Source organism: Noviherbaspirillum sp., from assembly GCF_035654295.1.
GTDB lineage: Bacteria > Pseudomonadota > Gammaproteobacteria > Burkholderiales > Burkholderiaceae_D > Noviherbaspirillum.
In genome coordinates this window covers 1-12,663 of the sequence record NZ_DASRXF010000114.1, presented here as the reverse complement: position 1 = coordinate 12,663, position 12,663 = coordinate 1, and the positions used below count along the sequence as shown (strand labels likewise).

Sequence of the window (12,663 nt, the reverse complement as noted above, 5' to 3'; positions counted from 1 at the left end):
GCAGGTCGTCCACCCACAAGGTGACCGCGATGCCATGCTCGTGCTGCAGCTGCCTGGCGAGGCGCCAGCAGATGCCGATGTCGCCGAAGTTGTCGACGACCTTGCAGAACAGAGCCAGGGATGAAGGACGTGCCATGAGGTGCAAACCGCAAGAAAGCAAAAAGCTATTGTGCGACGAACCGGGAAAAAGAAAAACGCCACGCAAATTGCGTGGCGTCTTGAGTGGCGTCCCCACGGGGATTCGAACCCCGGTACTCACCGTGAAAGGGTGATGTCCTAGGCCTCTAGACGATGGGGACAGAAACCTGTCGGTACTACAGCCTATTTTTTCTTATATCGCACCTTGTCGCTGGTGGAGGTAAGCGGGATCGAACCGCTGACCTCTTGCATGCCATGCAAGCGCTCTCCCAGCTGAGCTATACCCCCGTGTGCGAAGAAACGAGAGTATAGCAAAATTTTTTCTGGCGTGTAAATGCTCTTCGAAAAAATTTATTGGATAAAGTTTTGCAAACGGCCCACGACGGTTTCGCGACCGAACAGTTCCAGCACGGCATCGATGGACGGTGTCTGCAACTGGCCGGTCACGATGAGGCGCAAGGGCATCGCCAGTTGCGGCATCTTCAGCTTGTGCGCTGCCAGCACTTCCTTGGTTGCGGCGGAAATCGCGGCCTTGTTCCATTCGATGGACTTGCAGGTTTCGGCAAACTGCGCCAGCGCAGGTTTCACTGCATCGGTCACGTGCTGGGCAACGAGCGCCGGATCGGGATTCGGTTCGCGGTAGAACAGCATGGCGGCGTCAGCCAGTTCGACCGTCGTGTTCGTGCGTTCCTTCATCAGCGCGATTACCGCCTGCAGCGCAGGCGCGCCGTCGAACTTCGCGCCCTCCCCTTCCATCACCGGACGGACCAGGCCTTCGAGCCGCGCGTTGTCCGCCTGCTTGATGTAATGGTTGTTCAGCCAAGCCAGCTTTTCCGGATTGAACTGTGCCGGCGACTTGTTCAGGTGCTCGACGTCGAACCACTGACAGAACTGCTCCATCGAGAAGATCTCGTCGTCGCCGTGGCTCCAGCCGAGGCGCGCGAGGTAGTTGAGCATCGCCTCCGGCAGGTAGCCCTGGGCCGGGTACTCCATCACGCTCACGGCGCCGTGGCGCTTGGAAAGCTTTTCGCCGTCGGCGCCGAGGATCATCGGCACGTGGCCGTATTCCGGCAGGGGAGCGCCGAGGGCGCGCAGGATGTTGATCTGGCGCGGCGTGTTGTTGACGTGGTCGTCACCGCGGATCACGTGCGTCATACGCATGTCCCAGTCGTCGACGGCCACGCAGAAGTTGTAGGTCGGGGTGCCGTCGGGACGCGCGATGACGAGGTCGTCGAGCTCGCGGTTGGAAATCGTGATCGGGCCCTTGACCATGTCGTTCCATGTCACGTCGCCGTCCAGCGGGTTCTTGAACCGCACCACCGGCTTGCGGCCTTCCGGGACCGGCGGCAGGGTCTTGCCCGGCTCGGGGCGCCAGGTGCCGTCGTAGCGCGGCTTCTCGCCGGCTGCACGCATGCGCTCACGCATCGCTTCCACTTCGTCCGGCGTGCAGTAGCAGTGGTAGGCGGTGCCCGCCTCCAGCATCTGCGCGACCACTTCACGATAGCGGTCCATGCGCTGCATCTGGTAGAACGGGCCTTCGTCGTGGTGCAGGCCGAGCCAGTTCATGCCGTCCAGGATCGCCTGCACCGCCTCCGGGGTCGAGCGCTCCAGGTCGGTGTCTTCGATCCGCAGGATGAAGGTGCCGCCGTGGTGACGGGCAAATGCCCAGGAGAAAAGCGCGGTGCGCGCGCCGCCGAGATGGAGGTAGCCGGTGGGGCTGGGTGCGAAGCGTGTACGGACTGTCATGGCAATTCAAAAATAAAAACGGCCTTGGATCGCCAAAGCCGTTAATGGAACGTGAGAAAAGTGCGTTATTTTACCTTGTCGTCAGTCGTTCTTGATCACAATGCTCGGGAACTTGCTGGTCATGTCCTTGGCCTTCTCCGCCACCTTGACCGCGACCTTGCGCGCGATCGCCTTGTAGATCGCCGCCACCTGTCCGTCCGGGTCGGCCACGACGGTGGGCGTGCCGGAATCGGTCTGCTCGCGGATGGACATCGTCAGCGGCAGCGCGCCGAGGAATTCCACGCCGTACTCGCGGCACATCTTCTCGCCGCCGCCGGTGCCGAAGATCGGTTCCGCATGGCCGCAGTTGGAACAGACATGGATGCTCATGTTCTCGACGATGCCGAGGATGGGAATGTCCACCTTCTCGAACATCTTCAGACCCTTGCGCGCGTCCAGCAGCGCGATGTCCTGCGGCGTCGTGACGATCACCGCGCCGGTCACCGGTACGCGCTGCGACAGCGTGAGCTGGATGTCGCCGGTGCCGGGCGGCATGTCGACGATCAGGTAATCGAGGTTGCGCCAGTTGGTTTGCTCCAGCAACTGCTGCAGCGCCTGCGTGACCATCGGGCCGCGCCACACCATCGGCTGGTCGGGATCGATCATGAAGCCGATGCTCGACACCTGCAGGCCGTGGTTTTCCAGCGGCTCCATGGTCTTGCCATCAAGCGATTCCGGCTGGCCGGAGATGCCCATCATCATCGGCTGGGACGGGCCGTAGATGTCGGCATCAAGAATGCCGACCTGCGCGCCTTCCGCCGCCAGCGCCAGCGCTAGGTTGACCGCGGTGGTCGACTTGCCCACGCCGCCCTTGCCGGAGGCGACGGCAATGATGTTCTTGACGTTGGACATCAGCTTGACGCCGCGCTGCACCGAATGCGCAATGATCTTCGAATACACGTTCGCTTCGACATGGCCCGCGCCCGCCAGTTGACGAACGGCATTGACGGCCAGGGAACGGATCGGCTCGATCTGGCTCTTGGCCGGGTAGCCCAGCTCGACATCGAAACGGATGCCGGCGTCGCCGACCTGGATGTTTTTCACGGACTTGCCCGATACGAGATCCTTGCCGGTATTCGGGTCGATAACCTGGGACAGCGCCGCCTTCACGGCATCAACGGTGATAGTCATGGCTTCTCCTGAATTTTGTTGCAGCAAGTCTAAACCAAATCCTGGCCGCCCCTCGCCGAGTTTGACCATGCGCCACTGCGATATATGCCCCCGCGCTGCTAAAATGGCTGTTTTATTTCATTAAGCATTGCCAAATGAGCACCACTCCGCATCGCAAGCTGTTTGTCACCACTGCCCTGCCCTACGCCAACGGCGCGTTCCACATCGGCCATATCATGGAATACATCCAGGCCGACATCTGGGTCAGGTTCCAGCGGATGCAAGGCCATGAGGTGCATTTCGTCGGTGCCGACGACGCGCACGGCGCGCCCATCATGATCGCCGCCGAAAAGGCCGGCGTGACGCCGCAGGAGTTCGTCGCGCGCATCGCCGCCGGACGCAAGCAGTACCTGGACGGTTTCCACATCAGCTTCGACAACTGGCATTCCACCGACGCGCCGGAAAACCACCAGCTGTCGCAAGACCTGTACCGCCGCCTGCGCGACCACGCCAAGCTGATCACCACCAAGACCATCGAGCAGTTCTACGACCCGGTCAAGAACATGTTCCTGCCGGACCGCTACATCAAGGGCGAGTGCCCGAAGTGCGGCGCCAAGGACCAGTACGGCGATTCCTGCGAAGTCTGCAGCGCGGTCTACGCGCCGACCGAGCTGAAGAACCCGTACTCCACCCTCACCGGCGCGACGCCGGTGCTGAAATCGTCCGAGCATTACTTCTTCCAGCTGTCGAACCCGAAGTGCACCGAGTTCCTGCGGGAATGGACGCAATCGCCCAACCGCCTGCAGCCGGAAGTCGTGAACAAGGCCAAGGAATGGCTGGACAGCGAAGAAGGCCTGGGCGACTGGGACATCAGCCGCGACGCGCCCTATTTCGGCATTGAAATCCCGGATGCGCCGGGTAAGTACTTCTACGTCTGGCTGGACGCCCCGGTCGGCTACCTGGCCTCGCTCAAGAATTACTTCGACAAGACCGGCCGCGATTACCAGGCCTTCATGGAGGATCAGTCCACCGAGCAATACCACTTCATCGGCAAGGACATCATCTACTTCCACACCCTGTTCTGGCCGGCAATGCTGAAGTTCTCCGGCCTGAAGGTGCCGACCAATGTATTCGTGCACGGCTTCATCACGGTGTCCGGCGAGAAGATGTCGAAGTCGCGCGGCACCGGCATCTCGCCGCTGCGCTACCTCGATATCGGCATGAACCCGGAGTGGCTGCGCTACTACATCGCGGCCAAGCTGAATGCCAAGGTGGAGGACGTCGACTTCAACCCGGACGACTTCGTCTCGCGCGTCAATTCCGACCTCATCGGCAAGTACGTCAACATCGCCAGCCGCGCCGCGGGCTTCATCACCAAGCGTTTCGGCGGCAAGCTGAGCAACCCGATCACCGGCGGCGAAGCGATGACCTGGCGCCTGCGCTTCGGCGAGCAGGAAAACGACATCAAGGAAGCGTTCGAAGCGCGCGAGTTCGGCAAGGCGATCCGCCAGATCATGGCGCTGGCCGATGAAGTGAACCAGTACGTCGACACCAAGAAGCCGTGGGAACTGGCCAAGGACCCGGCCAACGACCAGGAATTGCAGGACGTGTGCAGCAACCTGCTGCGCAGCTTCTACTGCCTGACGATCTACCTCGCCCCCATCCTGCCGGAACTGGCGCGCAAGGTCTCGAAGCTGTTCGGCATCGAGCGCGACCTGACCTGGGCCGACCTGCAGAACAGCCCGTCCTCGATCGACACCTTCGAACACCTGATGCAACGCGTCGATCCGAAGATGCTGGATGCGCTGTTCGACGTTCCCGCACCCGCCGCGGAGGCAGCGGGCAAGGTGGAAGGCGCAATCGAACCGCTCGCGCCGGAAATCAAGATCGACGACTTTGCCAAGATCGACCTGCGGATTGCGAAGATCGTGAACTGCGAGCACGTCGACGGCTCCGACAAGCTGCTGCGCCTGACCCTGGACGTGGGCGAGGGACGTACGCGCAATGTCTTCTCCGGCATCAAGTCGTCGTACAAGCCGGAAGACCTGGTCGGCAAGCTGACCGTGATGGTGGCCAACCTCGCGCCGCGCAAGATGAAGTTCGGCGTGTCCGAGGGGATGGTACTGGCGGCATCGTCCGCCGATGAAAAGGCCAACCCCGGCATCTATGTCCTCAATCCTTGGCCGGGCGCCGAGCCCGGCATGCGCGTGCGCTAAGCCATGCCTGCCGGAGAGTCTCCCAGTCGCCGATTCCAGGAGGTGCGGAAACCATGAACATCGTGGTCCGCGAAGCTAGCCTGGAGGATGCCCAGCTGATCGCCGATCTCACGCGCGCATGCTGGGCCGGCAAGGTGGCCGTCACGTCGAGCGGCCATCGGGAGACGGCGGTGCGCGTCCTGCAAGACCTGCAGGACGGCGGCGGCTTCATCCTGCTGCGCGACGAGATGCCCATCGGCTCCACCCGCTGGGTGCCGCTCGAGACCGAACCCGACGTCTGGGAAATCATCCGCATGGGCGTTTTGCCCGCCTACCGCGGCGAGCACCTGTCCCAGCACCTTCTTGAAGCAGTGATCCATTGCGCGCTGGCCTGCGACGTCCGCGAGCTGCGCCTCGGCGTGCGCGCCGACCAGGAACGCCTGCTCGACCTGTATTCCGCATTCGGTTTCGAGCTTGCGCCGGAACTCGAATATACCCATGCGAACCCGCTTGAGCCCGCGCCCACAGTGATGCGCCGGGTACTGGGTTATTGAGTGGCAATCCGCCGGCCGGAAGCGCACAATACGCAAGGCAGGGGAAGCACCCTGCCCCAGAAGACAGGCACAAGAAGGCATTCAGGGAGCCTCACCGCATGAACATTTCCAGCCTCCGCTTCCGCCCGGCGCTGGTGGACGCGCTCAAGGGATACGACAAGACACGTTTCATGCACGACGTCGCCGCCGGCCTCACGGTCGGCGTCGTCGCGCTGCCGCTGGCAATGGCCTTCGCCATCGCCTCCGGCGCCAAACCGGAAGCGGGCATCTTCACCGCCATCATCGCCGGCTTCCTGATTTCCGCACTCGGCGGCTCGCGCGTGCAGATCGGCGGCCCGGCGGGCGCATTCATCGTCATCATCTACGGCATCATCGAAAAGTACGGGCTGGGCGGGCTGCTCATCTCGACCATCTGCGCCGGCGTCCTGCTCATTGTGATGGGCGTGTTCCGCGCGGGTACGTGGATACGGTACATTCCGGTGCCGATCGTGATCGGCTTCACCAATGGCATCGCGGTGCTGATCGCACTGTCGCAGCTCAAGGACTTCTTCGGGCTTGCGATCGACAAGATGCCGGGCGATTTCTTCGCCCAGGTGAAGGTCCTGCTGGCCAACGCGCACACAGTGCAACCGACCGCGCTGGCCATTGCCGTCGCATCGCTGATCCTGCTGTTCAGCTGGCCGGCGGTATTCCGCAACAATCCCGACGGCACTCCCCGCGCGTTCCGTTTCCCCCGGCTGGCGCGGCTGCTGAAACCCTTGCCGAGCCCGATCCTTGTCCTGGTGCTGAGCACTTCGGCGGTCACCGTATTCGGCCTGCCGGTCGAAACCATCGGCTCGCGCTTCGGCGGCGTTCCCCAGGGCCTGCCCTCCTTTCAGCTGCCGCCGATTTCCTGGGAAGTGGTGAAGCAGCTGTTTGCGCCGACGCTGACCATCGCGCTGCTGGGCGCCATCGAATCCCTGCTCTGCGCGCGGGTGGCGGACAACATCACCGGCCAGCGGCATGACCCGAACCAGGAGCTGATGGCGCAGGGCGTGGCCAACGTCGTCACGCCCTTCTTCGGCGGCATGCCGGCCACGGGAACGATCGCACGCACGGTAACCAATATCCGGACCGGCGCGACTTCGCCCGTTGCCGGGATCGTCCATTCCCTGGCCCTGCTGGTGATCGTGCTGGTCGCGGCTCCGCTCGCGACCAACGTGCCGCTTGCGGCGCTGGCCGCCATCCTGCTGCATGTCGCGTACAACATGGGCGAATGGCATGAATTCCGGCGGCTGCTGAAGTTTTCGATGAACTACCGCATCCTGGTGGTATCGACCTTCCTGCTGACCGTGATCTTCGATCTCACCGTCGCCGTCGAGGTCGGCCTGGTGCTGGCTTGCGTCTTCTTCATCTACCGCGTGTCCAGCCTGACGCGGATCGAGCAGATTCCCGCGCCCGCACTGCCGCTCTGGCCGGCACCGGGCGTGACGGCGTATTCGATCTTCGGTTCGCTGTTTTTCGGCGCCGTCGGCAAGATGGAAGCCCTGACCCTGCCGGGGCAGATCCCGGAGAAGGCGATGATCCTGAAGCTGCACCAGCTCATCAACCTCGACACGACCGGCCTCGATGCCCTCGAAACCGTGCACAAGACCCTGCAGAAGCACGGCTGCGCGCTCATCCTGTGCGGGGCGAACCACCAGCCCCTGAGCCTGATGGCACGCACCGGATTCCTGGACCGGCTGGGCACGGACAATTGCGTGGAAGACCTGACGCACGCGGTCGAACGGGCCAACGCACTTGCAGCGCGCTAGCCTTACCGCGAGGAATCTTTGCGGCGGCATTGGCGTAATGACAAGAACCATGCACGCCATGCCACAGAGTGTTACCGGATTGACGGAACGGCAGCGAAGACAAGGTAAAATAGCGCGAGCTTTTCCATCCTGACCCCCATTTACCATGAAATTCAGCAAACAACAGACGGGCTACGTATCCGATTTCACGAAGTTCCTGAATGAACTGAAGCAGAGCAATCCGTCGCTTGAAGAAAAACAGCGCGCCGGCCGCGCGATCTGGTGGGACAAACAGCCCATCGACCTCGAGGCCCGCCGCCGCGAACAGGAATCGCGCGTCAAGCAAAACCCCTACGTCTACCAGCCCAAGTCCTGATGTCCAACCAGGACACGCTGCTGGCACACCTGCCGGCTGACGCCCCCGAACAGGCGCTTGCAAGCCGGCCGGATTCGACACCGGATGTGGTGGACGGCATGGCTTTCGCAAAACTGTACGGCGAGCCGCTGTTCAAGCTGCCGACGGACCTGTATATCCCGCCCGATGCGCTGGAGGTCTTCCTCGAAGCCTTCCAGGGCCCGCTCGACCTGCTGCTCTACCTGATCCGCAAGCAGAACTTCAATATCCTCGACATCCCGATGGCGGACGTGACGCGCCAGTACCTGGAGTATGTCGACCAGATCCGTGAGCGCAACCTGGAACTGGCGGCGGAATACCTGCTGATGGCGGCCATGCTCATCGAGATCAAGTCACGCATGCTGCTGCCGGTGAAGAAGGCCGATACCGGCGAGGAAGCCGAAGACCCGCGCGCCGAACTGGTGCGCCGCCTGCTCGAGTACGAGCAGATCAAGCTCGCGGCACAGCAGCTCGATACCGTGCCCCAGCTCGGCCGCGACTACGTGCGCGCCCAGATCTTCATCGAGCAGAGCCTGACGCCGCGCTGGCCGGACGTGAACATCTCCGAGCTGCAATCGATCTGGGCCGACATCATCAAGCGCGCAAAGCTGACCCAGCACCACACCATCACCCGCGAGGAGCTGTCGGTGCGCGAGCACATGACGGGCATCCTGCGCCGCCTGCAATCGTCGAAGTTCGTCGAGTTCTCCGACCTCTTCGATCCGTCGCGCGGCGTGCCGGTCGTGGTCGTGAACTTCATCGCCCTGCTGGAGCTGGCCAAGGAAACCCTCATCGAGATCACCCAGGCCGAAGCATTCGCGCCGATCTACGTGCGCCTCGCCTATTCACCGTCCTGATTCATTCCATCCGCCGCATGCCCGTGGCGACTACCGTAGCAAGGCCGTCCTATGAAAATCATTTCCTCTATCGATGAATTGCGCGACCAGCTGCGCGGTCAGTTGCGCACGGCATTCGTGCCCACGATGGGCAACCTGCACGAGGGCCATCTGTCGCTGATGCGGCTGGCGCGCAAGCACGGCGACCCGGTGGTTGCATCGATCTTCGTGAATCGCCTGCAGTTCGGCCCCAACGAAGATTTCGACAAGTATCCGCGCACCTTCCAGGCCGACGTGGAAAAGCTGGAAAAGGAAGGCGTGTACGTGCTGTTCGCGCCGACCGAAAAGGACATGTATCCGGAACCGCAGGAATACCGCGTGCGTCCGCCGGACGACCTCGGCAACATCCTCGAAGGGGAATTCCGCCCGGGCTTCTTCACCGGCGTGACGACTGTCGTGCTCAAGCTGTTCTCCTGCGTGCAGCCGCGCGTGGCGGTGTTCGGCAAGAAGGATTACCAGCAGCTGATGATCGTGCGGAACATGGCCAAGCAGTTCGCGCTGCCGACCGAGATCATTGCCGCCGAAACCTGGCGCGCGGAAGATGGCCTCGCCCTGTCTTCGCGCAACGGTTACCTGTCGGCGGACGAGCGCGCCGAAGCGCCGCAGCTGTACAAGCTGCTCAATGAAGTGGCCAACGAAGTGCGCTCCGGCCACCTCGACATGTTCGAACTCGAGCGCCACGCGGTGGCGAAACTGGCCGCGCGCGGCTGGAAGCCGGACTACGTGTCCGTGCGCAAGCGGGCCGACCTGCAGCCGCCCTCGGCCGGCGACCTCGCGCAAGGCGAGCCGCTGGTCGTGCTGGCCGCGGCCAAGCTCGGCGTCACCCGCCTGATCGACAACCTCGAGATCTGATTTCGCCGGACTGCTGCCATGCCGTACTTCCGGGTCAGCCTGCTTGCCGCGGCATGCGCGATGGCTGCGCTCGTGCCACCGGTGGCGCATGCGGCCGTCAGCGCGGTCGACGACGCGCGGCGCACCGTCACCCTTCCCGCACCCGCGCGCCGCATCGTCAGCCTGGCGCCGCATGCGACCGAAATGCTGTTCGCGGCCGGCGCCGGGGCCTACATCGTGGGCGTCAGCGAATTCAGCGACTACCCGCCTGAAGCGAAACGCATCCCCTCCGTCGGCAGCGGCGTCTCGCTCGACCTGGAACGCATCCTGCAGTTGAAGCCGGACCTCGTGGTCGGCTGGAACAACGGCAATGCCGCCACCCAGCTCTCGCGCCTGGAACCGCTGGGCATCCCGATCTACAAGAGCGAACCCTATGATTTCGACGCGATCGCGCAGTCGATCGAGCGTTTGGCCCGGCTGGCCGGTACCGACGCGACGGGAGCCGCCGCGGCGCGCAACTTCCGCGCACGCCTGAAAAAACTGCGCGACACCTACGAGGCCCGCCGCCCGGTAACCGTCTTCTACCAGATCTGGCGTTCGCCGCTGATGACGCTCAACGGCTCGCACCTGGTTTCGTCGGCGATGCGGCTGTGCGGCGGAGAAAACATCTTCGGCAAGCTGCCCCAGCTCGCGCCCACCGTCACGGAAGAAGCCGTGGTCAAGGCTGACCCGGAAGCCATCGTGGCCAGCAGCGGCGAACAGGATGACGTGTTCGCGCCCTGGCGGCGCTTCCCCAGCCTGAAAGCAGTAACCCGCGGCAACCTCGTGTCCATCGACGGCAACCTGATCAACCGCGCCGGTCCGCGCATCCTGGATGGCACCGAGGACCTGTGCCGCAAGCTGGACGCGGTGCGGGCCAAGCAGCAGGGACGCTGAGGCAGCCTATTCCGGCAGCGGCATCAGCATCAGGTCCGTATCGCCCGGGTCGATGCCGTGCTGCGACAACAGCGTCGTCACCTGCCCGCGGTGGTGCGTCTGGTGGTTGAACAGGTGCGTAACGAGCAGCCACGCCGGGCGTGTGCGGTTTGACCGCGTGATCCCGCTGTACCAGCTGAAATCCGCGGCCAGCCATGCCGGGTCGAGCGTCCCTGCCCAGGCCAGGATATCGCCGTCCATGGTCGCGCGCGCCCGTTTCAGGTCGCCCCAGTCGTCGTACAAGTCGGCTCCGAGGCTCCCCTTCGGGTATTCCTTGGCCAATGCAGTGCCGGCGGTGAAGCGGCCCAGCCACATGTAATCGCCCCACAGGATGTGGTTCAAGGTCGAGTGGATGGAGCGGAAGAAAGCACCGGCGTCCGCCTTGCGCTGCGCCTCGGTCAGGCGCTCGCAGGCGGCGTAGAGCTTGCCGTTCATCCAGCGGTTGTACTCGGCCAGGGTCCTGGCGTATCCGGGCGTAATCATGCAAGCCTCCCGCAAATAACGATATCTCACGATAGACGATCCCCGCCGCCCTCGCCACTTCCCACAAATGTGGTATTGACCGCGAGCCCGCCGACTCTATAATCGGTCGGTTTCGCGGGCACGCTGCACGCCCCGTAGGATATTGTCCGACACCGTGGAGATGGCTGGGCATGATGAACGATAAAGCTGCAGAATTCCTTCCCCGACAGCATGTGTGGCTGCGCCTGCTCGTCGCGCTTGGCGCAGCCGCGCTCGCGCTGCTCGCCTTGATGGCCTATCCGCCCGCCTATGAATCCGCGCGCATGATGCTCGCCCGCCCGATCCCGAGCGCGATGGCATCCGACAACACGATGTCGCCGTCCGAGGCGCGCCGGCAGAAGGTATCCACGGCGCGCGCCGTGGTCCACGGCACCTATCTCAAGGACCCTTACGGCTGCGTCTATATGGTGGAATATGTGGCGGCGAAACTCTCGCTCTCGCCCGTTCTCGACGAGCAGCGACGGCCGGTCTGCCACTGAAAAACGGATATGCGCATGGCGGGTTTCGCTGCGCTCTACCCACCCTACGTTTCTCTATAAAGAACGGTAGGGTGGGTAGAGCGCAGCGAAACCCACCTGCGCATAAAGAACAGTAGGGTGGGTAGAGCGCAGCGAAACCCGCCAGACCATCCCCTGCCCGGCTCAGTCCTGCACCCACTTCACAAGCTCCGCCCACTGCTCCAGATCCTTCTCCACGCGTGAAGGCGCAACGTCCCAGACGGTAGCGCCGTGCGCGGCAAGCTGCACGTAGTTCTGGGTGTCGCGCAGGTATCCGAGCACCGGCAGGCCGGCATTGCTGACGTAATGAGCTAGCTGGTCGGCGGCGCGGGTGCGGACGTTGACGCGCATGCCCAGCACGCCGACCTCCGCCTTGCCATGCCGTCCCGAGGCCAGCCGCTGGAGGAATTCCTGGGTGGCCAGGATATCGAACATCGACGCCTGCAGCGGCACGACCACCTTGTCGGCGATGCGCAGCACGTCATCCAGCCGATTGCCGGACAGCCCGGCCGGAGTATCGAGCACGATGTGGGTGGTGCCTTTCGGCGGCCTGGCGAGTTGCCCGCCGGCGATCTCCCATGCAGCGATCGGCGGCAGGCCGCCCGGGCGCAGCGACAGCCAGGCGCGCGACGACTGCTGGACGTCCGCATCGCCCAGCATGACCTTGTGCCCCTGCCTCGCAAAATAGCCGGCGAGATTGGTCGCGACGGTGCTTTTGCCGACGCCGCCCTTGGGATTGGCAATCACGATCACTGGCATGTCTGTCCTCCGCTGGTGTGGGGTTGCCGCTTAGGATAGCACGGGCCTGTTTCTGGCCGGCAAGCCGGTCAGGGCGTCGAGCAAGGGGCGTGCGGCGTCGGCGATCCGGTCCAGGCTTTGCTCCCGCAGGCGGGCGAGGTCGACCGCTTCCACCTCGTCCATGCCCGCCCATTGCAGCAGCGCCGCCAGCGCACCCGGCGCGTCGAACACGCCGTGCAGGTAGGTCCCCAGCACC

13 protein-coding genes, 2 tRNA genes and 1 pseudogene are annotated in these 12,663 nt (G+C 63.6%); 8 read left to right on the top strand and 8 right to left on the bottom strand.

All coding sequences use genetic code 11. From position 1 onward, the window contains the following. The 5 genes from earP to apbC all read right to left on the bottom strand — a co-directional run. Positions 1-136: elongation factor P maturation arginine rhamnosyltransferase EarP (earP, locus tag VFF99_RS12095; protein WP_325018196.1), on the bottom strand; the 136-nt coding region annotated here is incomplete at its 3' end. Between the two features lie 87 nt (positions 137-223). Continuing rightward, positions 224-299: transfer RNA gene (locus tag VFF99_RS12090), tRNA-Glu, on the bottom strand. Positions 300-350: 51 nt separating this feature from the next. Next, a tRNA-Ala gene (locus VFF99_RS12085) sits at positions 351-426 on the bottom strand. Positions 427-489: 63 nt separating this feature from the next. After that, a complete protein-coding gene (gltX, locus tag VFF99_RS12080; RefSeq protein WP_325018194.1) occupies positions 490-1,884 on the bottom strand; it encodes a glutamate--tRNA ligase in 1,395 nt (464 codons plus the stop codon). Positions 1,885-1,965: 81 nt separating this feature from the next. Continuing rightward, positions 1,966-3,054, bottom strand: coding sequence for an iron-sulfur cluster carrier protein ApbC (apbC, locus tag VFF99_RS12075; protein ID WP_325018192.1), 1,089 nt, complete (start codon positions 3,052-3,054; stop codon positions 1,966-1,968). Between the two features lie 134 nt (positions 3,055-3,188). Here apbC and metG point away from each other — a divergent pair, with 134 nt between their 5' ends. The 7 genes from metG to VFF99_RS12040 all read left to right on the top strand — a co-directional run bounded on the left by metG (position 3,189) and on the right by VFF99_RS12040 (position 10,611). Further along, positions 3,189-5,249, top strand: coding sequence for a methionine--tRNA ligase (gene metG / locus VFF99_RS12070; protein ID WP_325018190.1), 2,061 nt, complete (start codon positions 3,189-3,191; stop codon positions 5,247-5,249). 53 nt (positions 5,250-5,302) lie between these two features. Continuing rightward, positions 5,303-5,782: a GNAT family N-acetyltransferase gene (locus tag VFF99_RS12065; protein WP_325018189.1), complete on the top strand. Its 480-nt coding sequence runs from the start codon at positions 5,303-5,305 to the stop codon at positions 5,780-5,782. Positions 5,783-5,880: 98 nt separating this feature from the next. Continuing rightward, complete coding sequence (locus tag VFF99_RS12060; protein WP_325018187.1) at positions 5,881-7,575, top strand: SulP family inorganic anion transporter; 1,695 nt, start codon at positions 5,881-5,883, stop codon at positions 7,573-7,575. 145 nt (positions 7,576-7,720) lie between these two features. Continuing rightward, positions 7,721-7,930: a DUF3460 family protein gene (locus VFF99_RS12055; RefSeq protein ID WP_325018185.1), complete on the top strand. Its 210-nt coding sequence runs from the start codon at positions 7,721-7,723 to the stop codon at positions 7,928-7,930. Further along, the gene (locus VFF99_RS12050) at positions 7,930-8,805 is read left to right on the top strand and encodes a ScpA family protein (RefSeq protein WP_325018183.1); all 876 of its coding nucleotides are present in this window, start codon (positions 7,930-7,932) and stop codon (positions 8,803-8,805) included. Before VFF99_RS12055 ends, VFF99_RS12050 begins: the two co-directional genes overlap by 1 nt. 51 nt (positions 8,806-8,856) lie before the next feature. Next, positions 8,857-9,696, top strand: a complete 840-nt coding sequence (gene panC, locus VFF99_RS12045; protein ID WP_325018181.1) for a pantoate--beta-alanine ligase — start codon at positions 8,857-8,859, stop codon at positions 9,694-9,696. A gap of 18 nt (positions 9,697-9,714) precedes the next feature. Beyond that, positions 9,715-10,611: a cobalamin-binding protein gene (locus tag VFF99_RS12040; protein ID WP_325018180.1), complete on the top strand. Its 897-nt coding sequence runs from the start codon at positions 9,715-9,717 to the stop codon at positions 10,609-10,611. 6 nt (positions 10,612-10,617) lie between these two features. Here the strand turns inward: VFF99_RS12040 and VFF99_RS12035 are convergent, their stop codons facing one another. Then, positions 10,618-11,133: a DinB family protein gene (locus VFF99_RS12035; protein ID WP_325018179.1), complete on the bottom strand. Its 516-nt coding sequence runs from the start codon at positions 11,131-11,133 to the stop codon at positions 10,618-10,620. A 170-nt stretch (positions 11,134-11,303) separates the two neighbouring features. Here VFF99_RS12035 and VFF99_RS12030 point away from each other — a divergent pair, with 170 nt between their 5' ends. Beyond that, positions 11,304-11,651 (top strand): hypothetical protein, encoded by a 348-nt coding sequence (locus VFF99_RS12030; protein WP_325018177.1) that lies wholly within the window; start codon positions 11,304-11,306, stop codon positions 11,649-11,651. A gap of 162 nt (positions 11,652-11,813) precedes the next feature. Here VFF99_RS12030 and VFF99_RS12025 read toward each other — a convergent pair whose 3' ends face one another. After that, complete coding sequence (locus VFF99_RS12025; RefSeq protein ID WP_325018175.1) at positions 11,814-12,428, bottom strand: ParA family protein; 615 nt, start codon at positions 12,426-12,428, stop codon at positions 11,814-11,816. Between the two features lie 30 nt (positions 12,429-12,458). Next, positions 12,459-12,663, bottom strand: a pseudogene (locus VFF99_RS12020) (cobyric acid synthase CobQ); the annotation flags it as partial.

Coding starts and splice junctions, on each gene's coding strand:
- gltX (WP_325018194.1), bottom strand. CDS start 1,884: ATGACAGTCCGTACACGCTTCGCACCCAGCCCCACCGGCTACCTCCAT.
- apbC (WP_325018192.1), bottom strand. CDS start 3,054: ATGACTATCACCGTTGATGCCGTGAAGGCGGCGCTGTCCCAGGTTATC.
- metG (WP_325018190.1), top strand. CDS start 3,189: ATGAGCACCACTCCGCATCGCAAGCTGTTTGTCACCACTGCCCTGCCC.
- VFF99_RS12065 (WP_325018189.1), top strand. CDS start 5,303: ATGAACATCGTGGTCCGCGAAGCTAGCCTGGAGGATGCCCAGCTGATC.
- VFF99_RS12060 (WP_325018187.1), top strand. CDS start 5,881: ATGAACATTTCCAGCCTCCGCTTCCGCCCGGCGCTGGTGGACGCGCTC.
- VFF99_RS12055 (WP_325018185.1), top strand. CDS start 7,721: ATGAAATTCAGCAAACAACAGACGGGCTACGTATCCGATTTCACGAAG.
- VFF99_RS12050 (WP_325018183.1), top strand. CDS start 7,930: ATGTCCAACCAGGACACGCTGCTGGCACACCTGCCGGCTGACGCCCCC.
- panC (WP_325018181.1), top strand. CDS start 8,857: ATGAAAATCATTTCCTCTATCGATGAATTGCGCGACCAGCTGCGCGGT.
- VFF99_RS12040 (WP_325018180.1), top strand. CDS start 9,715: ATGCCGTACTTCCGGGTCAGCCTGCTTGCCGCGGCATGCGCGATGGCT.
- VFF99_RS12035 (WP_325018179.1), bottom strand. CDS start 11,133: ATGATTACGCCCGGATACGCCAGGACCCTGGCCGAGTACAACCGCTGG.
- VFF99_RS12030 (WP_325018177.1), top strand. CDS start 11,304: ATGATGAACGATAAAGCTGCAGAATTCCTTCCCCGACAGCATGTGTGG.
- VFF99_RS12025 (WP_325018175.1), bottom strand. CDS start 12,428: ATGCCAGTGATCGTGATTGCCAATCCCAAGGGCGGCGTCGGCAAAAGC.